This window comes from Flavobacterium sp., assembly GCF_052437795.1.
In the GTDB taxonomy this organism is placed as follows: domain Bacteria; phylum Bacteroidota; class Bacteroidia; order Flavobacteriales; family Flavobacteriaceae; genus Flavobacterium.
Genome location: NZ_JBQVPA010000003.1, coordinates 108,896 through 124,873, shown reverse-complemented (window position 1 = coordinate 124,873; position 15,978 = coordinate 108,896). Strand labels below are relative to the sequence as shown.

The following is a 15,978-nucleotide window of genomic DNA, read 5'->3' as shown; positions in this document are numbered from 1 at the left end:
TTATTTTTTGTTTTGGTAAAGTACCGGGTTCAGTTCTTCGTCGTTATACATCTTCATCTGCTTATACACTTTCATGAATTTGTCCCCATTTTCAATGTCGGTAAGCAGGTCGTCGATAGCTGTGGAAAGGTCTTTCTTCTGTTCAAGCAAAACATCCAGCTTTTCCTGGCATTTCTGCCTGTGCTCCGGCGAAGCGTCAGGACGTGTAGCCTCCTCGTTCATGTGGAATATTTTCAAGGCAAGGATCGATAGCCTGTCAAGCGCCCATGCCGGGCTCTCAGAGTTGATCTTGGCATCTGCCTTAGGCGCAACACCGCTGTATTTCTGTAAAAAATAGCTGTCAATATATTCCACCATATCGGTCCTAACCTGGTTGGAAGCATCGATCTTCCTCTTCAGTACCAACCCTTCAACGGGGTTGATCTCAGGATTCCGGATAATGTCTTCATAATGCCATTGTACCGTATCTACCCAGTTCTTTGCATAAAGCAAATGCTCTATCTGGTCTTTTGCATACGGATTATCAATTGGCTGTTCTACACTGTCAAACTTGTGGTAATCAGCGATACTCTGTTCGAATATGGGGAAGGCTAACTTTGAAAACATGGGGTTTATTTTTTTTGCAAATATAGTTTTAATACTTTTAACATGCCAAAACAAAATTTTTCTCAATGCATATACACTACCTTTCCGAAAACAACAGCATCCTCAACCACTTTCTTGCCCAGATACGCGATGTAAATGTCCAGTCCGACCGCATGCGCTTCCGTAAGAACATTACCCGTATCGGCGAGATAATGGCCTACGAGATAAGCCGCGAACTGGAATATGAAGATATAGAGATAACCACACCCCTGGGAACCAAAAAGACCACCGCCATTAAAGATGGTGTGGTGCTGTGCTCCATCCTTAGGGCCGGACTGGCACTGCACGATGGTTTCCTGAACGTATTTGACCATGCGGAAAATGGCTTCATTTCGGCCTACAGGCACCACCCGAACAACGACGATCATTTTGAGATACTTGTAGAATATAAGGCCGCACCTTCCTTTAAAGGTAAAAACCTTTTGGTGCTCGACCCGATGCTGGCTACCGGAATGTCATTGGCAGAGGTGCTGAAAAATATCTTACCGGGCGAAGAGCCGTTGTCGCTGCACATTGCCGTAGTGATCGCCGCGCCCGAAGGCGTTGAGCTTTTAAAAGGATCGCTTCCTGACAACTGCCACCTGTGGATCGCGGCGCTGGACAGCCACCTCAACGAGAAGAAATACATTATACCGGGATTGGGCGATGCAGGAGACCTTGCCTATGGGGTAAAGCTGTAAGCCTACAGCTGTACCATAAAAATAAACACCGCTATCGCTACTATCAGTGTTAGGGCGATCTCCCTGAACCAAACATTTTCCTGGCTTTCGAGAAAGTTGGCCGCCATAATGGCCAATGGTGCAAAGGTAAAGGCCAGGAAGCTGTTGTTCTTATGGTCTGAAAGTACATAAATGCCCACACCTATCAGGAATGAATACAATATTTTTTTGTGCGACGACTGCAGGTTGAGGGGCTTGCTGCTTATAGAAAAACCGTAGGGTATGGTAAACAGGACAGCTATGGATGAAAAAACCGCCAATGCTATATTCTGGTAAATGTTCTCGAAATAGGTGAAATCGAAACTGATGCGCGTGTCATCCAGCACCTGCTTAAAAAAGCCCTCGCCGGCTATCAGGCCCGCCATGACATAAATTACCGCTACGGCAAAAAATGCCACGAACGGGATGATCCAGTTCCTATAATCCCGGTATACGTGGAAAATGATGGATATGAAAACCAGTACTATATAAATAATGCACCAAAAATGGAATACCGCCGCGGCGAATATCCAAAAAGAGGCGTCGAATATTTTTTCCTTGGGTGTAATGAGCGATTGCAGCGACACCAGCCTGCGCAGTGCCAATAGCAGGAAAAAATTGGCAATGATGATATTAATATTCGATAACGAGGTTGGGAACAGTACAAGGAACACCATGAACAGGAACATGGCATAGGTATTGGCCTTACTAAGGTTATTCCGGCGTGTAATGAAATTGACAAGGAACAATGACCCCGACAGCAGTAGCAGCAACCCTGCTTTTTGGAGTATCAGCAGGTAGTCGGCCGTCCAGTGATCGTCCTGAAAAAGGTATAAAAAGTAGAATAAAACCAGCCCACCGCCAATGAGAGCATAATTTATAGGCCTGGATTTATTAAAAACACTTGCAAGCATGCGATTATTTTATACTTTTGTGATTGTAAATATAACACTTGATCTAAAGATGAAAGCATTTTTTGAAGGCCTTGGCTATCTTTTTACCGACATCCTTTTTTTACCGATGAATTTTTTCCGTGCGCTTGAGCTGGAAAACTGGTGGATCGCCAACATCATTACCTGGATTTTTATCATCATTTGCTGTGGCGCTACATGGTACTGGCTGAAGCAACTGAACATCTTCAAACAAAATAACGACGACGACCAGGATACAACGGCCCACTCATTTTTATCATAAGTCGAGCCCGATATCTTTTCTAAAATACATCTTATCAAAATGTAGCCCCGCTATGTTTTGATAAGATTTTTTTATGCCCTCCATAAACGTATCCCCATAGGATGTAACCGCGATCACACGCCCTCCATTGGTTACCACCTGTCCATTATCCAGCTTTGTACCTGCATGGAAGGCTATGGAGCCGTTCACTTTATCCAGCCCTGATATAATATCGCCCTTGCCATACGCTTCAGGGTAGCCTCCGGCAACGACCATTACGGTAGCGGCGCTTCGTTCATCAATAACCAGTTCTGCCTCATCCAGCTTTTCATTGGCTACAGCCGCGAACAGTTCTACAAGGTCCGACTTTAGCCTTGGTATCACTACTTCGGTCTCCGGGTCGCCCATGCGCACGTTATATTCGATCACGAATGGATCGTTGCCCACTTTTATCAACCCTATGAACACAAAGCCCTTATATTCGATATTGTCGTCCTTCAGGCCTTCGATGGTTGGCTTTACAATGCGTGTCTCTATCTTTTCCATAAATTCCGCATCGGCGAACGGCACCGGCGATACGGCACCCATTCCGCCCGTATTAAGTCCGGTGTCCCCTTCTCCTATCCTTTTATAATCTTTGGCCATCGGGAGCAGCTTGTAGCTTTTGCCATCGGTAAGCACAAAGCAGCTCAGCTCGATACCGTCAAGGAACTCTTCTATCACTACCTTGGCACTGGCTTCGCCAAATTTAGCATCTACAAGCATATTCCTGAGCTCCTGCTGGGCTTCGGCCAGGTCGTTTATTATAAGTACGCCCTTACCGGCAGCAAGGCCATCTGCTTTAAGTACATACGGAGGCAGCAGTGTAGTAAGGAATTCGCAGCCAAGTTCTACAGTATCTTTGGTAAAGCTGTCGTAGGCCGCGGTAGGTATGTTGTTTTTGAAAAGGAACTGCTTGGCGAACTCCTTGCTGCCTTCCAGCTGCGCCCCGTGTTGAGAAGGACCTATTACAGGAATGCCTGACAGTTCATCATCATTTTTAAAGAAATCGTATATTCCTTTTACCAATGGGTCTTCGGGGCCTACCACCACCATGCTTACACCTTGTTCAAGCACGGTGCTTTTTACGGCTTCAAAATCGAGTGGGTTGATATTGATGTTTGTGGCAATAGCTGCTGTGCCTGCATTTCCCGGCGCAACAAATAATATATCGCACAATGGGCTTTGCAGCATTTTCCATGCAAGTGCATGCTCCCTGCCGCCTGAACCAAGTAGTAAAATTTTCATGTTGTGTTGTTGTTAGTTGTTGTTGCGATAAAGCTTTGCAAAAATAAAGAAGACAAACGTAACCGCATAGCAAACACAGTTCAACTTTTAGATGCCTGCCCGATCAAAATACTGCCGAAGCCTTAATAGGCCTTCTCGTCGCCGGTAAATATATTTACGACCGTTTGTATGATTATCTTAATATCAAGAAGAAGCGACCAGTTCTCAATGTAAAACACGTCGTACTTAATACGGAAGATCATGTCCTCATTGCTGCTTATCTCGCCCCTGGAGCCCCTTACCTGTGCCAAACCGGTAATGCCCGGCCTTACATACAGGCGAACCATATATTTCTTTATACGATGGCTATACAGGTTGTTTTGCGACCAAAGGTGCGGCCTTGGCCCTACTACCGACATATCGCCCTTCAGCACATTGAAGAATTGCGGCATCTCGTCGAGGCTCGTCTTGCGGATGAACTTACCTATACGGGTGATCCTCGGGTCATTTTTAACTACCGACTGTTCTGTACGCTCATTGATCTGCATGGACCGGAATTTGTAGCAGAAAAATTCTTTTTCGTTGATGCCGGGGCGGCTCTGCTTGAAAAAGACCGGGCCCCTTGACTCCAGCTTTATAAGCAGGGCAAGCAGCGGGATGAGCCAGGAGAGTAGAAATATAACGACAAGCAGCGAAAATATGATGTCGAAGGCCCGCTTTACCATTTGGGCGAACGGGTCGTGAAGTGCCGTTTTTTTCAGCGAAAGCACCGGGAACATTTCATAGTAATCCATCCTCAGGTTCTTTGCAAAAATGCCATCGGTATCCGGGATGAACTTGATCGTTCTTTTATTGATGTCGGCAAATTCTACAAGGGCCTTGAGTTGTGTATTGCTTATTTCGTTGAGCGAGCAGTATATCTCGTCAATGCTGTACTCCAATACATAACTTTCTATATCGGTAATCTTGCCCTTTACATCCGGATTTGTTTTTTTGTCCGAAAAGAACCCCTCAAAGCGATACCCGTAATCCGAACGCGTTTCGAAAACCTCCTTAAGGCGAGTGGCCTGCTGGGTATAGCCAATAATAATGGCCTTACGGTAATTGCTCCCTGTAGCTAACCTGTAGCGTTTCAGGTAATAGAAGGAGACAAATTTGAAAAGGGTTATTGCGGCAAATGCGGCCAGCAGGTATTGAGCAATGGCCTGTCCGCTAAAAATGGTTTCTTTGGCAAACGGAAAAAATGCGATAACACAAAGCAGGAACAGTATTCCCTGCGCCATAAGCTTGGTAACTATCTTTATTGGCGTAGTGTAACGGTACACTGCGTAAAAACCTGAAAAGTAGGAAATTATGCCCCAGCATCCTATTTGGTAAATTCCGAAATGTAGGTAGTTGAGCCCCAGTTCAAAAAAGAATACCCGGAACAGTACGGTTATTACCACAACATCGAACAGTATGGTAACCGGCCTTAAATATTTAGAATATCTTCCTTTTGGGGACAAGATCATCTGTTAGTGTATAAATCCTGAAAAATCTTTATGCTCTTCCTTTTGCAGTTCCTCTTGCGAGAGCGACCTGAAATAGTCATAGGTTATCTTCATGCCTTCGGCACGGCCTACCTTTGGCTCCCAGCCCAATAGTTTTTTAGCAAGGGTAATGTCGGGCTGCCTTTGCAGGGGATCGTTTACGGGAAGCGGATGATAGGTAACCTTTTGGTCGGTACCTGTAAGCTTTATGATCTCTTCGGCAAAATCTTTAATGGTGATCTCATCTGGATTTCCAATGTTCACCGGGTATACATAATCACAATTCAGCAGCCGGAAGATACCTTCTACCTGATCGTCAACGTAGCAAAAGGAACGCGTTTGCATCCCATCGCCAAATATGGTAAGGTCCTCGCCCCTTAATGCCTGGCCAATGAATGCTGGGATAACACGTCCGTCATTAAGCCTCATTCTTGGACCATAGGTATTAAATATCCTTACGATACGGGTCTCTACGCCATGGAACGTATGGTAAGCCATGGTAATGGATTCCTGAAAGCGCTTTGCCTCATCATACACGCCGCGCGGGCCTATGGTATTCACATTGCCGTAATAGTCCTCAGTTTGTGGATGTACCAGTGGGTCGCCATATACTTCGGATGTTGATGCAATGAGTATCCTTGCCTTTTTCACTCTTGCCAGCCCAAGAAGGTTGTGTGTGCCAAGCGATCCCACCTTTAATGTCTGGATAGGGATCTTCAAATAGTCGATAGGGCTTGCAGGCGATGCAAAGTGCAAAATATAGTCCAGGTGACCCGGTATATTTACGAACTTTGTAACATCATGATGGTAAAATTCGAAATTTTCGAGTTTAAAAAGGTGCTCAATGTTCTTAAGGTCGCCCGTAATGAGGTTGTCCATCCCAATTACAAAATAGCCTTCTTTTATAAACCTGTCACAAAGGTGTGACCCCAGGAAGCCTGCTGCTCCCGTTATCAGGATTCTTTTCATATCTTTTTCCAAAACCTTTTGGCGGTAAGCCATTAAAGAGGCAATATAATGCAACGAAAAATACTACGCCGCGCTGCCTCCATAAAAATGATTCCGTCAAAAGTAAGGCTATCATAAGAATTGCAAAAGCAATATGCATAAAATCTTTGTCCCTAAGCGCTTTTTTTAAGTTAAGCCCAAGTATTACCAAAAGCAGTAAAAAACCCACTATGCCAAGGTCTGCAAAGGTTTCGATATACTGATTGTGGAAGTTTTGGAGGCCATACCCGTAGTTTATACCCTCGCCACTGCCCGGGTGCACATTATATTCCACCCCTTTTTCATGTACTTTGGGCGGTGAAGCGTTCAGGCCATAGCCTGTCCAGAACACCTCAGGGTCTTCATTCACCAAATCTTTAAATACACGTGCCTGGTATACCCTGAAAGCCGAACCATTAAAGTAATCGTTGGGGGTAAAGCGCTCTTTTGACCATGCATCCCTTACTGTAAGATTGTTCACCCCGTTCGCCAGGGTAGCCTGTGTGGTGAACTCGGCAACCAAACGTTCTTTTATTTTGCTGTAATAGCCTAATGCCGCTGCCGAAGCCATAAACATCACAAACAGGGTAATACGTGCTTTTTTAGGCATTCGCGAATAGAAAAGCATGTAGATGGCTGTGAGCAGCACATCGACTATGATGGCCGTTTTTGATGACAACAGGAAAATAAGGATGAACAGGAAAATAAAACAAGCATAGTCCCACCACGTTTTCTTTTTTACGGTAAGGAAATAGAAAAGCGGTACTGAGAACAATGCCGACAGGTATATTGCGTTTATGAAATAGGTAGACAACTCATGGTAAAAAAACACATCGGTGTTCGCTGTCTGTATGTACCTTACTACCGCCCTTCCTAAAAAGAAAACCCCGGCAAGTACCATGGCAATGCCGTAGTTCCTGAGGATATTATTTTTTCCCATCCTTATAAAGCTGCCGTTAAAGCAATACGCAATGGGAATAAACAACAACGAAGCTTCTTTTGAGAGCGCCCTGAAGGTACTGTTACAGTCTATAGACCATAGCAGCGATAATGCCATTAGCACATAGAGCAGCATGGGTAGCAGTAATGCTTTGTTAAAGAAGAAAGCATCCTTTTTTGCCGACAGCAGCGAGTACAGAACGAACAATACAATAGCAATGCTGTTATAGGCATATCCCAACGGCAGGGTAATGAGCACTGCCGATATGAAAAAAACCAATAGCTTTTTACCCGGAGAAAGCCCGATCCTTTTTAGCAAGGCATCGCTCGAAAAGTTGTAGATATTCCCCATTGATCTTATCCCAATTAAAATCTTTTTCTATAGCTTTAAAATTATTCTCTATCTTTTGGAGGTTACTGTCTTTTGACACTGCTGCAAGCAGTGCCGCAACCTCCTGCGGGTTGGCAAAATAATAGGCATTGTCCTGTAGAACGCCTTTGTTAAAATTATTATTGTGTGCCGCGATGAGCGCTCTCGATGCCATGGCTTCGAGTAGTGACGGGTTAGTACCCCCTACCGAGTGGCCGTGGAAATATATTTTTGAATAATAGCGCAGGCTGTTCAAATGCTTTATATTATATATGCCGCCCGTGAACCTGATGTTCGGATAGTTTTTAAATTTTTCCTTAAGGTAGGCCCCGTATTTTGTCTCATGCTTACCTAATACCAGTATCGTGGTCGCGTCGTTACCCTCTGCTACTCCGCTCAGCACCATGTCCAGGTTATTCTCGGGCTCAAAGCGCGCCATGATCATGTTGAAGTTGCCTTTTTGTACGTTATAGATATCAAGGATACTTTCGTCCGGCGAATAAAACGGATGCGCCCCATATGCGATGTAAGTGGAGTCTTTTTTATACTCTTCTTTCAGGAACGACTGTATGCCCAGTGAGTCGGCCACAAGATAGTCACTATGGTTTGCCGCGAGCTTTTCGGCATATTTAAGGAACTTGCGTACCGGTGCCGAATATTTGGAACGCTTCCATTCCAGTCCATCCATATTAGTTATTACTATGGCGCTCTTTGGCAAAAGGAAATGCCAAACGGAGCTGCTGGTATACCCGAGCTGGAGAATGATATCGAAATTGCGCCTGCGGATGTCTCGTATGCAGTTAAGGTCGTAAATGAACTGCCCAAACGTACCCACTTTATACTCGGGATCATACTGGTGGAGTATGTGTACACCATGGAACATTTTTTCCTGATAAGGGTGGTTGTGTGAGTTGTATACATATACCTCATGCCCCCTCTCAGCAAGGTATACTGAGAAATATTCTGCAAATTGTTCAAAACCACCGTAATGGTTCGGGATGCCCCTGGTGCCGAGTATAGCTACTTTCATTGATCCGAGATTCCTTTCACTGCGCGCCAAAAATACATATAAATAGGATATGCCATCGAAAAAATGCGGCCATTTATGATATTAATCATCCCGCGTTAGCACTGTTTTGTTTATTTTTGCTTCATACAACAATATTGCTATGATCAATTTTGAATATATTGAGAACAATCTCAAAGAACTGCAGATAAAATATCTTACCGCACAGCCTTTTCCACACCTTATCATTGATGATTTTTGCGATACCGAAAAATTGCTGAGGGCGTATGACAGCATTCCTGAACTGAACAATAAAAGCCGGGATTATGCCTTTGCCAATAATAAGTTCGAGAAATCCAACTACAAGGAACTTTGCCCCGAATTGCTGGAGCTGTATAACGAATTGTCTTCTGAAAGGTTCAATAAGATTTTATCGTTCATTACCGCCAAAAAGATATTTGTAGATCCAAGGAACTTTGGCGGCGGGCTTCATCAGGGTAAGAAAAACAGCTTTTTGGACATGCACCTGGATTTCAACTACCACCCGCTGAACAAGAACTGGTACCGCGAACTCAACCTGCTCCTGTACCTCAACAAGGACTGGAAACCGGAATACAAAGGGCAACTAAAGATAAAAGACTTAAGGACCAACGAAGAGGCCGAGCTGGATGTGCCCTTCAACAGGCTTATCATACAGCAGTGCGCGCCTTATACATTGCACGGCTATGACATGACCAATTTCCCCGAAGGCAAGTACAGGACATCGATAGCTACCTATGTTTTCCAGGTGCACGAAAGGCATATCGAAACGCCGCGTACTACCGACTGGTTCCCAAAAGAAGATGCTTCGGCCATGAAAAAGCTATTTGCCAAAAACTATAATTTCCTGGTCCAGACAAAAAATAAATTCTTTGGCAGCAGGACGGCGAAGAACCAGTAGCCTTACTTAAATTTAAACAATAAAAGCCTTTACCCTTCCGCCAATGCGAGGTTGTAGGCTTTTATTGTTTCCGTAGCTGTCTTTTCCCACGTGTAATTCTCTAATATCATTTCCCTGAGTTTCGGGTCTACATCCGCTTTGTATGCCTCATCAATCGCTTTCCTTATAGAGGCCACATCATCGGGCTCGCAATAATATGCATAGTCTCCAAAATAATCATACGTGTCACCTTTTTTTGTAACGACTATGTTACAGCCCATAGCACCGGCCTCGAGCGAGGATAGGCCCGGGGTTTCCATCCAGCTTACAAGCGCATGCACTTTTGCCACACTGTAAAGCTTTCTCAATTCCTCATGAGGTACAGCCCCAAGAAAATATACATTGTAGCCTGCTTCGCGCCTCACCTGCTCTACATAGCTTTTTTGGTTTGGCGATTCCCGCCCAACTATAACCAGCTTATATGGCGCATCTTTTACAGCTCTGACAAGGTTGAGAGTAGACTTACGGCCCTCTATGCGGGCAGCACACAAAATACAGCCTTTAAATTCGGCATAACTGCCATCATCATTACTGCTGAGGGTAAAAACTGACTTATCTACAGCATTGGGCACACTGATGTATTTGAAATTTTTTAATTTAAAGTCTTTTGCCACCCTGTCCATCTCCGAATGCGAATTGGGAAGGAACACACTGGTATATTCTGCTATTTCCCTGGCCATGCCGTAAAACCCCTTATAAAGCATCGTAACGATGCCTGAATGCAAATTCCTTCCTGCAATATGCTTGATAGCTATTTTAAAATAGGATATCTGGAATGGTGAAAGCAGGTTAGCCAATTTTTGGAAAAAACCTCCGCGTGCTTTCCTTTCAAACTCTGTATAAAGTCCATATATGGTGGAAAGCACCACCTTTTTACCCTGTCTTCTCGCATTATCCATCTGTGCATAGATGTCATGCGGGTCCATGAGATTGAAAAGATGTACGAGGTCGTATCCTTCAAGATCTGGTGTTGGCTCGAGCGATATGTCCACCTTGATACCCTCCTTTTCAAGAAACTCCTTTGTTTTTTCCATTTGGACAAGGTCTCCGCCCGGCGCGGAATAAAGATTCGCCCTTGATTGAAACAACACTTTCATCATATCATTTTTAAGCATTGCAAATATAGTTTTAATTAGTAGTTTTACGGGCAAACAAATTGTCCTGCATTTATACCGTAATGAAAAATATCCTATTTCTTTTTGGCACCAGGCCTGAAGCGATCAAAATGGCCCCGCTTATAAAAGCGTTTAAAGAAGATGTCCGTTTTTCGGTAAAAACAGGAATAACCGCCCAGCACCGGGAAATGCTTGACCAGGTACTTGATTTTTTTGATATTGAAGCCGATCATGACCTGAATGTCATGACCCCTAACCAAACACTACATGGGCTTACGGCAACGCTTATTTTGAGGATAACCGACGAAATACTCCTCAAAGAAAAATTTGACCTGGTATTTGTTCAGGGAGATACTACTACCGTACTGGCTGCTGCATTGGCCGCTTTTTACCAAAAAATAAAGATCGCACATATAGAGGCCGGCCTGAGGAGCCATAACATATATTCCCCTTTTCCGGAAGAGGCCAACAGGGCACTTACCTCTAAGTTGGCAAACTTTCATTTTTGCCCTACAGAACAGGCCAAAGAAAACCTTTTAAAAGAAAATATAACAGAGAATGTATATGTTACCGGAAATACGGTGATCGATGCTTTATTTGAAGGCCTTAGGAAAATTGAGCATACAGATGAGCAACAGCTTATTAATACATTCGGCACTATTGACTTTACAAAGAAAATAGTGCTTGTAACCTGCCACCGCAGGGAAAATTTTGGAACACCCTTCCTGGAAATATGCCATGCACTGCTGGACATCGCAGACAATTATCCGGAAGTTGAAATTGTATATCCGGTCCACCCAAACCCCAATATTAAAATTACAGCACACGAGGTCCTGAAAAGGAATAATATCAAGCTTATTCATCCTTTAGATTATCATGAGCTCATTTGGATGATGAGCAAAAGCAATATCATTCTCACTGATTCAGGAGGTATACAGGAAGAAGCTCCAAGCCTTGGGAAACCTGTACTTGTACTGAGGGAAGTTACCGAAAGAACAGAAGGTGTAGATGCAGGTACTGCGATCCTTGTAGGATCGGATAAAACAAAAATTGTGGCTGAAACCATTAAATTGCTAGGTGATAATGAGTATTATGCAAAAATTTCAAAATCTTTAAATCCATACGGAGACGGTACATCAAGCAAGCAGATAATGGATATTATTGCCATGGACCTTTGATCTACAAACTACTGGATCCAGGGATCTTTTGTAACTCTGTCCTTTCTTTGTATACAAAATACATAGCCCCACCAATTATGAAAACAATGATATCTTTACCATTATAAAGCCCGGATATCATTATCGTTGTCATAAGGAATATTAATCCGCCCGCAGATATAAGTATGTTCATCAGGTTATGCTTTTTATAGATATAGGCATACCAGCGCAACAGAACGAACAGATAGATGACCAATCCTATAATTCCTGTTTTATAAAGGACGTAAACATAACCATTATGCAGATCTGAAATAAAGCGGATCCCCTTATCATCACCGGTTAGCGGCGCATAAAACTTAAGGTCTACCAGTGAACCGTGCCCAGTTCCAAAAACATAGGATGAAGGATGCTGGTGCATGAGTTCCAGTGCACGTTTTGCTTCATATCCCCGCCAGTGGTCCCAAAGGTCTGCGTGATTCTCCCTGTCGATATTAAACGTAAATACTTCTTCTGGCGCATTTTTTATTTTGTAAAGGAACCCTTCAAATCCTTCTGCATCCCTTTTTATATTGGCGCTGTATAAGTAGGTGTACAGCAGTCCTGTCATCATCAGCACTATGCCTATTACTTTTAAGCCTTTACCCGTAATTTTGGTATAGCCTTTAACTGTAAGCCACAGGACTAATGCAATGACTATCATGGTCCTGGAAAAATATAAAAATGAGGATACTATTAAAACCGATGTCCAAAACCATTTATGAGACTGCTTTTTAAATATTTCATTATCTCCTTCCAATTTTGGAAAGTAGACGATAAGGAAAAGTCCAAATATTTCCAAAAAGTTATCTTTTGTATACAGCCTTATAGCTTCTATACGGCCCGATATAAAATCAGTGAACAGCAAAATGATACACAGGTGTATGACTGCCGTTACTATTGCTGCTATTACGACGGTTTTGGCAAAAGATCTAAAATCGCCCATCTGTTTAAAAATGATGTATCCCAATAACAGCCCGACAATTGGCTTAATAAAATGGAAAAGATCTTTAAAAATGGGTGAAGGCTCATATTTGTGGATGACAGTACCAATAAAGCCGACAAGTAATATGAGCATTAAAGAGGCGATGTGTTGATAAAGCTTCTTTGAAAAACGAATTGGTTCTAAAAAAGCGCAAATACCTAATATGCCTAATTGCAAAAAAATATTGACCCTAAAAGATTCAACATACGGCAGGCATACTGCTATTAAAATAAACAGGGCGGTATAAACGGTTTTCTTTTCTATTCTCTTTTTCATGCTTTAGCGGCCAAGCGCCCGTTTTACCTTTTTAATCATTTTGTTTATGTACAAGGCTGAAATCGAGGCTCCTTTAAGAAATCCTGACATATTTTTTTTTATGTACATTTCATGCCCCGCAACCACCAAGTTGTCCCTCGATCTGCTAAAGCCTACAAAATGTATATAGCTTAGGCCCGGCATAAAAACCCTCCTATATCCGGCGTTTGCCACTTTTTTACAAAGGTCAACGTCCTCCACATACATAAAATAATCTTTATCAAACCCGCCTACGGCATCGTATACTTTTTTGGGCATCAGCAGGAAAGAACCTCCCAACCAGTCTACATTATAATAGGGCTTTGTAAAATTTCCGCTCCTGAATTCACGACCCATCATCAGGAACATATTCTTAAGCCGTATCATGTTGACTGGAGCCGGGAACTTGCCTGCGGCAACTATATAATTGCCGTTGCCATCAAGCATCCGTATCCCAAGGGCGCCAACAGATTCATCATTTCTCATAAACTCCAGCGCCGGCAAAAGGTGGTCCTGTACAATAGTATCGTTATTTATGAGCAGAAGGTACTTTCCGTTCGCTGCCTCAACTGCAGCATTATTGCCACGGCCGAAGCCAAGGTTCTCTGTGCTTTCTATAAGCCGTACTTCCTTAAAGTTTTGTTTTATATGATCGCAACTGCCATCTTTCGAATCATTATCAAGAACTATGATCTCAAAGTTGATCCCCGCCAGTTGAGCATATAATGATCCGAAACACCCATTCAGGTATTTCATGCCATTGTAGTTCACTATAATTACGGACAGTTCTATTGGTTGCATGCGGGTCTTTTATCCCATTCCGGGTGATTTTGATATCAATTTAAGCAAATGTATAAAAACCGAGCTTCTTTTTAATGTACAAAACACACACAATGTTTATAACTACATTTGTTATAAGGCTTGCCCATGCTGACCCATTAATTCCATAATGTGGTATAAGTACTACATTGAGCAAAGCATTTATAAAAAAACATACCACGGTAATATTCCTGAATGTCCTGGCATTATCGGTCATATTGAGTATCTGGTCCACGTTGCCCATTGCCGCGCTGAAAAATACCCCGACAGCTACGATCATCATGGCTGTAACCCCCTGTGCGGCCTCCTGCCCGAACAGTGACATGATAAAAGGCGCAAATACCACCAAGATCCCTGTTATGCCCAATGAAAGCAAGGCCACCAGCCTGGTCGTGTTATTAATGATCTTTCGTAAACCCGTAAGGTCGCCACGTCCGTATAGTTCTGCCATTTTTGGCATCATAATGAGGTTGACCGACACAATGACCAAAAAACCGGCACTGCCGGCCTTAAAAGCATAATTATAAATGCCTACCTGCTTTTCATCGACCATAATACCGAGGATGATAAGGTCTGACCAGTTGAGCAGATACAGGAAAAGTCCGCTAAACATCATGGGCGAAGCTGTTTTTACCAACTCGCGGGACGACATTACTTTTTCGGTCCTTTCAGGCCTTAATTCAAATACCGTCAGGGCTTCTGTCAGTACCACCAGAAGTATGGATAAGGCGAAGGCCAAAAACACATAATGCCCGGTAAGGTCCATTTTATAGCACAGAAAAAGTAAGAGTATGAGCAACACATTGGGCAGCACGAACATGAACAGACTGTACCGGATAAAATTTTTTGTAGCGATAAAAAAATAAAGGAACAATTCATGAAATATAAACAATGGCAGCGAAATGGTAATGATAAGGAAGTAATTTACCAGCTTTTCATTACCAAATATCCGCACGGCAAAAAACTCGGCCTCCGCAAAAAAAATGAGTGCCGGTACCAGCGAAATGAGCAATGTTATGGTTAGCCCCTGGCGCAAAATTTTTTTTGCCTGCAAAACGTTGAGGCTGTTGCCGCCTACGATCTTTATCAGTGCGTTGGGTATACCTAATGCGAACAGCATACCTGCGGCCTGCGATATTGTAAATGCAAGCGAATAGCTGCCCCAGGTCTCTTCTCCAAAAAAATTCCCGATGAATGCCGATGAAAAAAATGCGGCGACCAGCCCGAAGATCCTGAAAAGAAAATTGATGCCAGATGAAGATACTATTTTTTTGAATTCAGAAGTCATTTTTCATTATGTTGCTCCTCCTGCCTTTTTCGCTTTCAGGAAATATTGCAGTGAGAAAAATTCCTCAAAAATACCGAATGTAAGGCTGTTGACCATTTTTGCGACCGACCTCCCTTTAAAATTCCTGATGGAACTTTCGGTATAAACCACCTTGAATCCGGACTTTTCCAAAAGCGCGACCATATTTTTTTTGCAGTAAAAACGCATATGCGTATAGTCAAAAAGGCCACTCTCTTCATACTCAAAATCGCCTTTTAAAAATATTTTTTTGAATGCCGAGTAGTGCCTTATGTTTGGCATACTTACCAATATCTCGCCATCTGGCGCAAGGTACTTATATACTTTGGCCAATACTTTTTTTGGCTCGATAAGATGCTCCAGTACATCGGGCAGCAGTATAATATCGAAATAACCCACAAATTCCGGGAAATCCAGCTCCTCGATGTTGCCAAAGATGAACCTGTCAAGCGGCTTATAGTTTTGCGGGTTCTCTGTATCTTCAAAAATGTCCACACCCACAGCTTCCGCAGCAATACCCTGCTGCTTTAAATAATACAGCGTTTCGCCATAGGCCGCGCCAATTTCGAGCACCTTAAGCCCTCTTTTTTCAGGGTTTAAAAGGGTAATAAGGTCGTGCCTTATATTCGCATAATAACTGGATGCTTTATCGCTGTAGTTCATTTATAATTTTT

General features: G+C 43.1%; 16 protein-coding genes. 4 read left to right on the top strand and 12 right to left on the bottom strand.

All coding sequences use genetic code 11. The features are described 5' to 3' along the window. Nucleotides 1–606 carry a DUF4254 domain-containing protein gene (locus ACT6R0_RS10815; RefSeq protein WP_444653439.1) on the bottom strand — a complete coding sequence of 202 codons (606 nt, stop codon included), beginning with the start codon at nucleotides 604–606 and terminating at the stop codon, nucleotides 1–3. A gap of 65 nt (nucleotides 607–671) precedes the next feature. Between ACT6R0_RS10815 and upp the strand changes: the two genes are divergently transcribed. Next, entirely contained in the window at nucleotides 672–1,325 is a 654-nt protein-coding gene (gene upp, locus ACT6R0_RS10810) for a uracil phosphoribosyltransferase (protein WP_444653440.1), read from the top strand. 2 nt (nucleotides 1,326–1,327) lie between these two features. Here upp and ACT6R0_RS10805 read toward each other — a convergent pair whose 3' ends face one another. After that, complete coding sequence (locus tag ACT6R0_RS10805; RefSeq protein WP_444653441.1) at nucleotides 1,328–2,257, bottom strand: DUF6427 family protein; 930 nt, start codon at nucleotides 2,255–2,257, stop codon at nucleotides 1,328–1,330. A gap of 49 nt (nucleotides 2,258–2,306) precedes the next feature. Between ACT6R0_RS10805 and ACT6R0_RS10800 the strand changes: the two genes are divergently transcribed. Next, nucleotides 2,307–2,537: a DUF6341 family protein gene (locus tag ACT6R0_RS10800; RefSeq protein ID WP_444653443.1), complete on the top strand. Its 231-nt coding sequence runs from the start codon at nucleotides 2,307–2,309 to the stop codon at nucleotides 2,535–2,537. Here the strand turns inward: ACT6R0_RS10800 and purD are convergent. From purD to ACT6R0_RS10775, 5 genes are all read right to left on the bottom strand, one after another. After that, nucleotides 2,532–3,803 (bottom strand): phosphoribosylamine--glycine ligase, encoded by a 1,272-nt coding sequence (gene purD / locus ACT6R0_RS10795; RefSeq protein ID WP_444653444.1) that lies wholly within the window; start codon nucleotides 3,801–3,803, stop codon nucleotides 2,532–2,534. The two genes, ACT6R0_RS10800 and purD, sit on opposite strands and share 6 nt — an antisense overlap. Nucleotides 3,804–3,925: 122 nt before the next feature. Next, nucleotides 3,926–5,293 carry an undecaprenyl-phosphate glucose phosphotransferase gene (locus tag ACT6R0_RS10790; RefSeq protein WP_444653445.1) on the bottom strand — a complete coding sequence of 456 codons (1,368 nt, stop codon included), beginning with the start codon at nucleotides 5,291–5,293 and terminating at the stop codon, nucleotides 3,926–3,928. Nucleotides 5,294–5,296: 3 nt separating this feature from the next. Then, complete coding sequence (locus ACT6R0_RS10785; protein ID WP_444653447.1) at nucleotides 5,297–6,280, bottom strand: UDP-glucuronic acid decarboxylase family protein; 984 nt, start codon at nucleotides 6,278–6,280, stop codon at nucleotides 5,297–5,299. Beyond that, nucleotides 6,225–7,589 (bottom strand): O-antigen ligase family protein, encoded by a 1,365-nt coding sequence (locus ACT6R0_RS10780; RefSeq protein WP_444653448.1) that lies wholly within the window; start codon nucleotides 7,587–7,589, stop codon nucleotides 6,225–6,227. The genes ACT6R0_RS10785 and ACT6R0_RS10780 overlap by 56 nt, the downstream gene beginning before the upstream one ends. Next, entirely contained in the window at nucleotides 7,525–8,637 is a 1,113-nt protein-coding gene (locus tag ACT6R0_RS10775) for a DUF1972 domain-containing protein (protein ID WP_444653450.1), read from the bottom strand. Before ACT6R0_RS10775 ends, ACT6R0_RS10780 begins: the two co-directional genes overlap by 65 nt. 139 nt (nucleotides 8,638–8,776) lie before the next feature. Between ACT6R0_RS10775 and ACT6R0_RS10770 the strand changes: the two genes are divergently transcribed. Next, nucleotides 8,777–9,553: a 2OG-Fe(II) oxygenase gene (locus ACT6R0_RS10770; protein WP_444653452.1), complete on the top strand. Its 777-nt coding sequence runs from the start codon at nucleotides 8,777–8,779 to the stop codon at nucleotides 9,551–9,553. A 29-nt stretch (nucleotides 9,554–9,582) separates the two neighbouring features. Here the strand turns inward: ACT6R0_RS10770 and ACT6R0_RS10765 are convergent, their stop codons facing one another. Further along, nucleotides 9,583–10,626, bottom strand: a complete 1,044-nt coding sequence (locus ACT6R0_RS10765; RefSeq protein ID WP_444653453.1) for a glycosyltransferase family 4 protein — start codon at nucleotides 10,624–10,626, stop codon at nucleotides 9,583–9,585. A 143-nt stretch (nucleotides 10,627–10,769) separates the two neighbouring features. Here ACT6R0_RS10765 and wecB point away from each other — a divergent pair, with 143 nt between their 5' ends. Further along, complete coding sequence (gene wecB / locus ACT6R0_RS10760; protein WP_444653454.1) at nucleotides 10,770–11,885, top strand: non-hydrolyzing UDP-N-acetylglucosamine 2-epimerase; 1,116 nt, start codon at nucleotides 10,770–10,772, stop codon at nucleotides 11,883–11,885. 1 nt (nucleotide 11,886) lies between these two features. Here wecB and ACT6R0_RS10755 read toward each other — a convergent pair whose 3' ends face one another. The 4 genes from ACT6R0_RS10755 to ACT6R0_RS10740 all read right to left on the bottom strand — a co-directional run bounded on the left by ACT6R0_RS10755 (nucleotide 11,887) and on the right by ACT6R0_RS10740 (nucleotide 15,967). Then, nucleotides 11,887–12,978 (bottom strand): O-antigen ligase family protein, encoded by a 1,092-nt coding sequence (locus ACT6R0_RS10755; protein ID WP_444653455.1) that lies wholly within the window; start codon nucleotides 12,976–12,978, stop codon nucleotides 11,887–11,889. A gap of 186 nt (nucleotides 12,979–13,164) precedes the next feature. Continuing rightward, nucleotides 13,165–13,980, bottom strand: a complete 816-nt coding sequence (locus ACT6R0_RS10750; RefSeq protein WP_444653456.1) for a glycosyltransferase family 2 protein — start codon at nucleotides 13,978–13,980, stop codon at nucleotides 13,165–13,167. A 40-nt stretch (nucleotides 13,981–14,020) separates the two neighbouring features. Beyond that, nucleotides 14,021–15,286 carry a flippase gene (locus tag ACT6R0_RS10745; RefSeq protein ID WP_444653457.1) on the bottom strand — a complete coding sequence of 422 codons (1,266 nt, stop codon included), beginning with the start codon at nucleotides 15,284–15,286 and terminating at the stop codon, nucleotides 14,021–14,023. 6 nt (nucleotides 15,287–15,292) lie between these two features. Further along, nucleotides 15,293–15,967 carry a class I SAM-dependent methyltransferase gene (locus tag ACT6R0_RS10740; protein ID WP_444653458.1) on the bottom strand — a complete coding sequence of 225 codons (675 nt, stop codon included), beginning with the start codon at nucleotides 15,965–15,967 and terminating at the stop codon, nucleotides 15,293–15,295. Nucleotides 15,968–15,978: the final 11 nt, after the last annotated feature.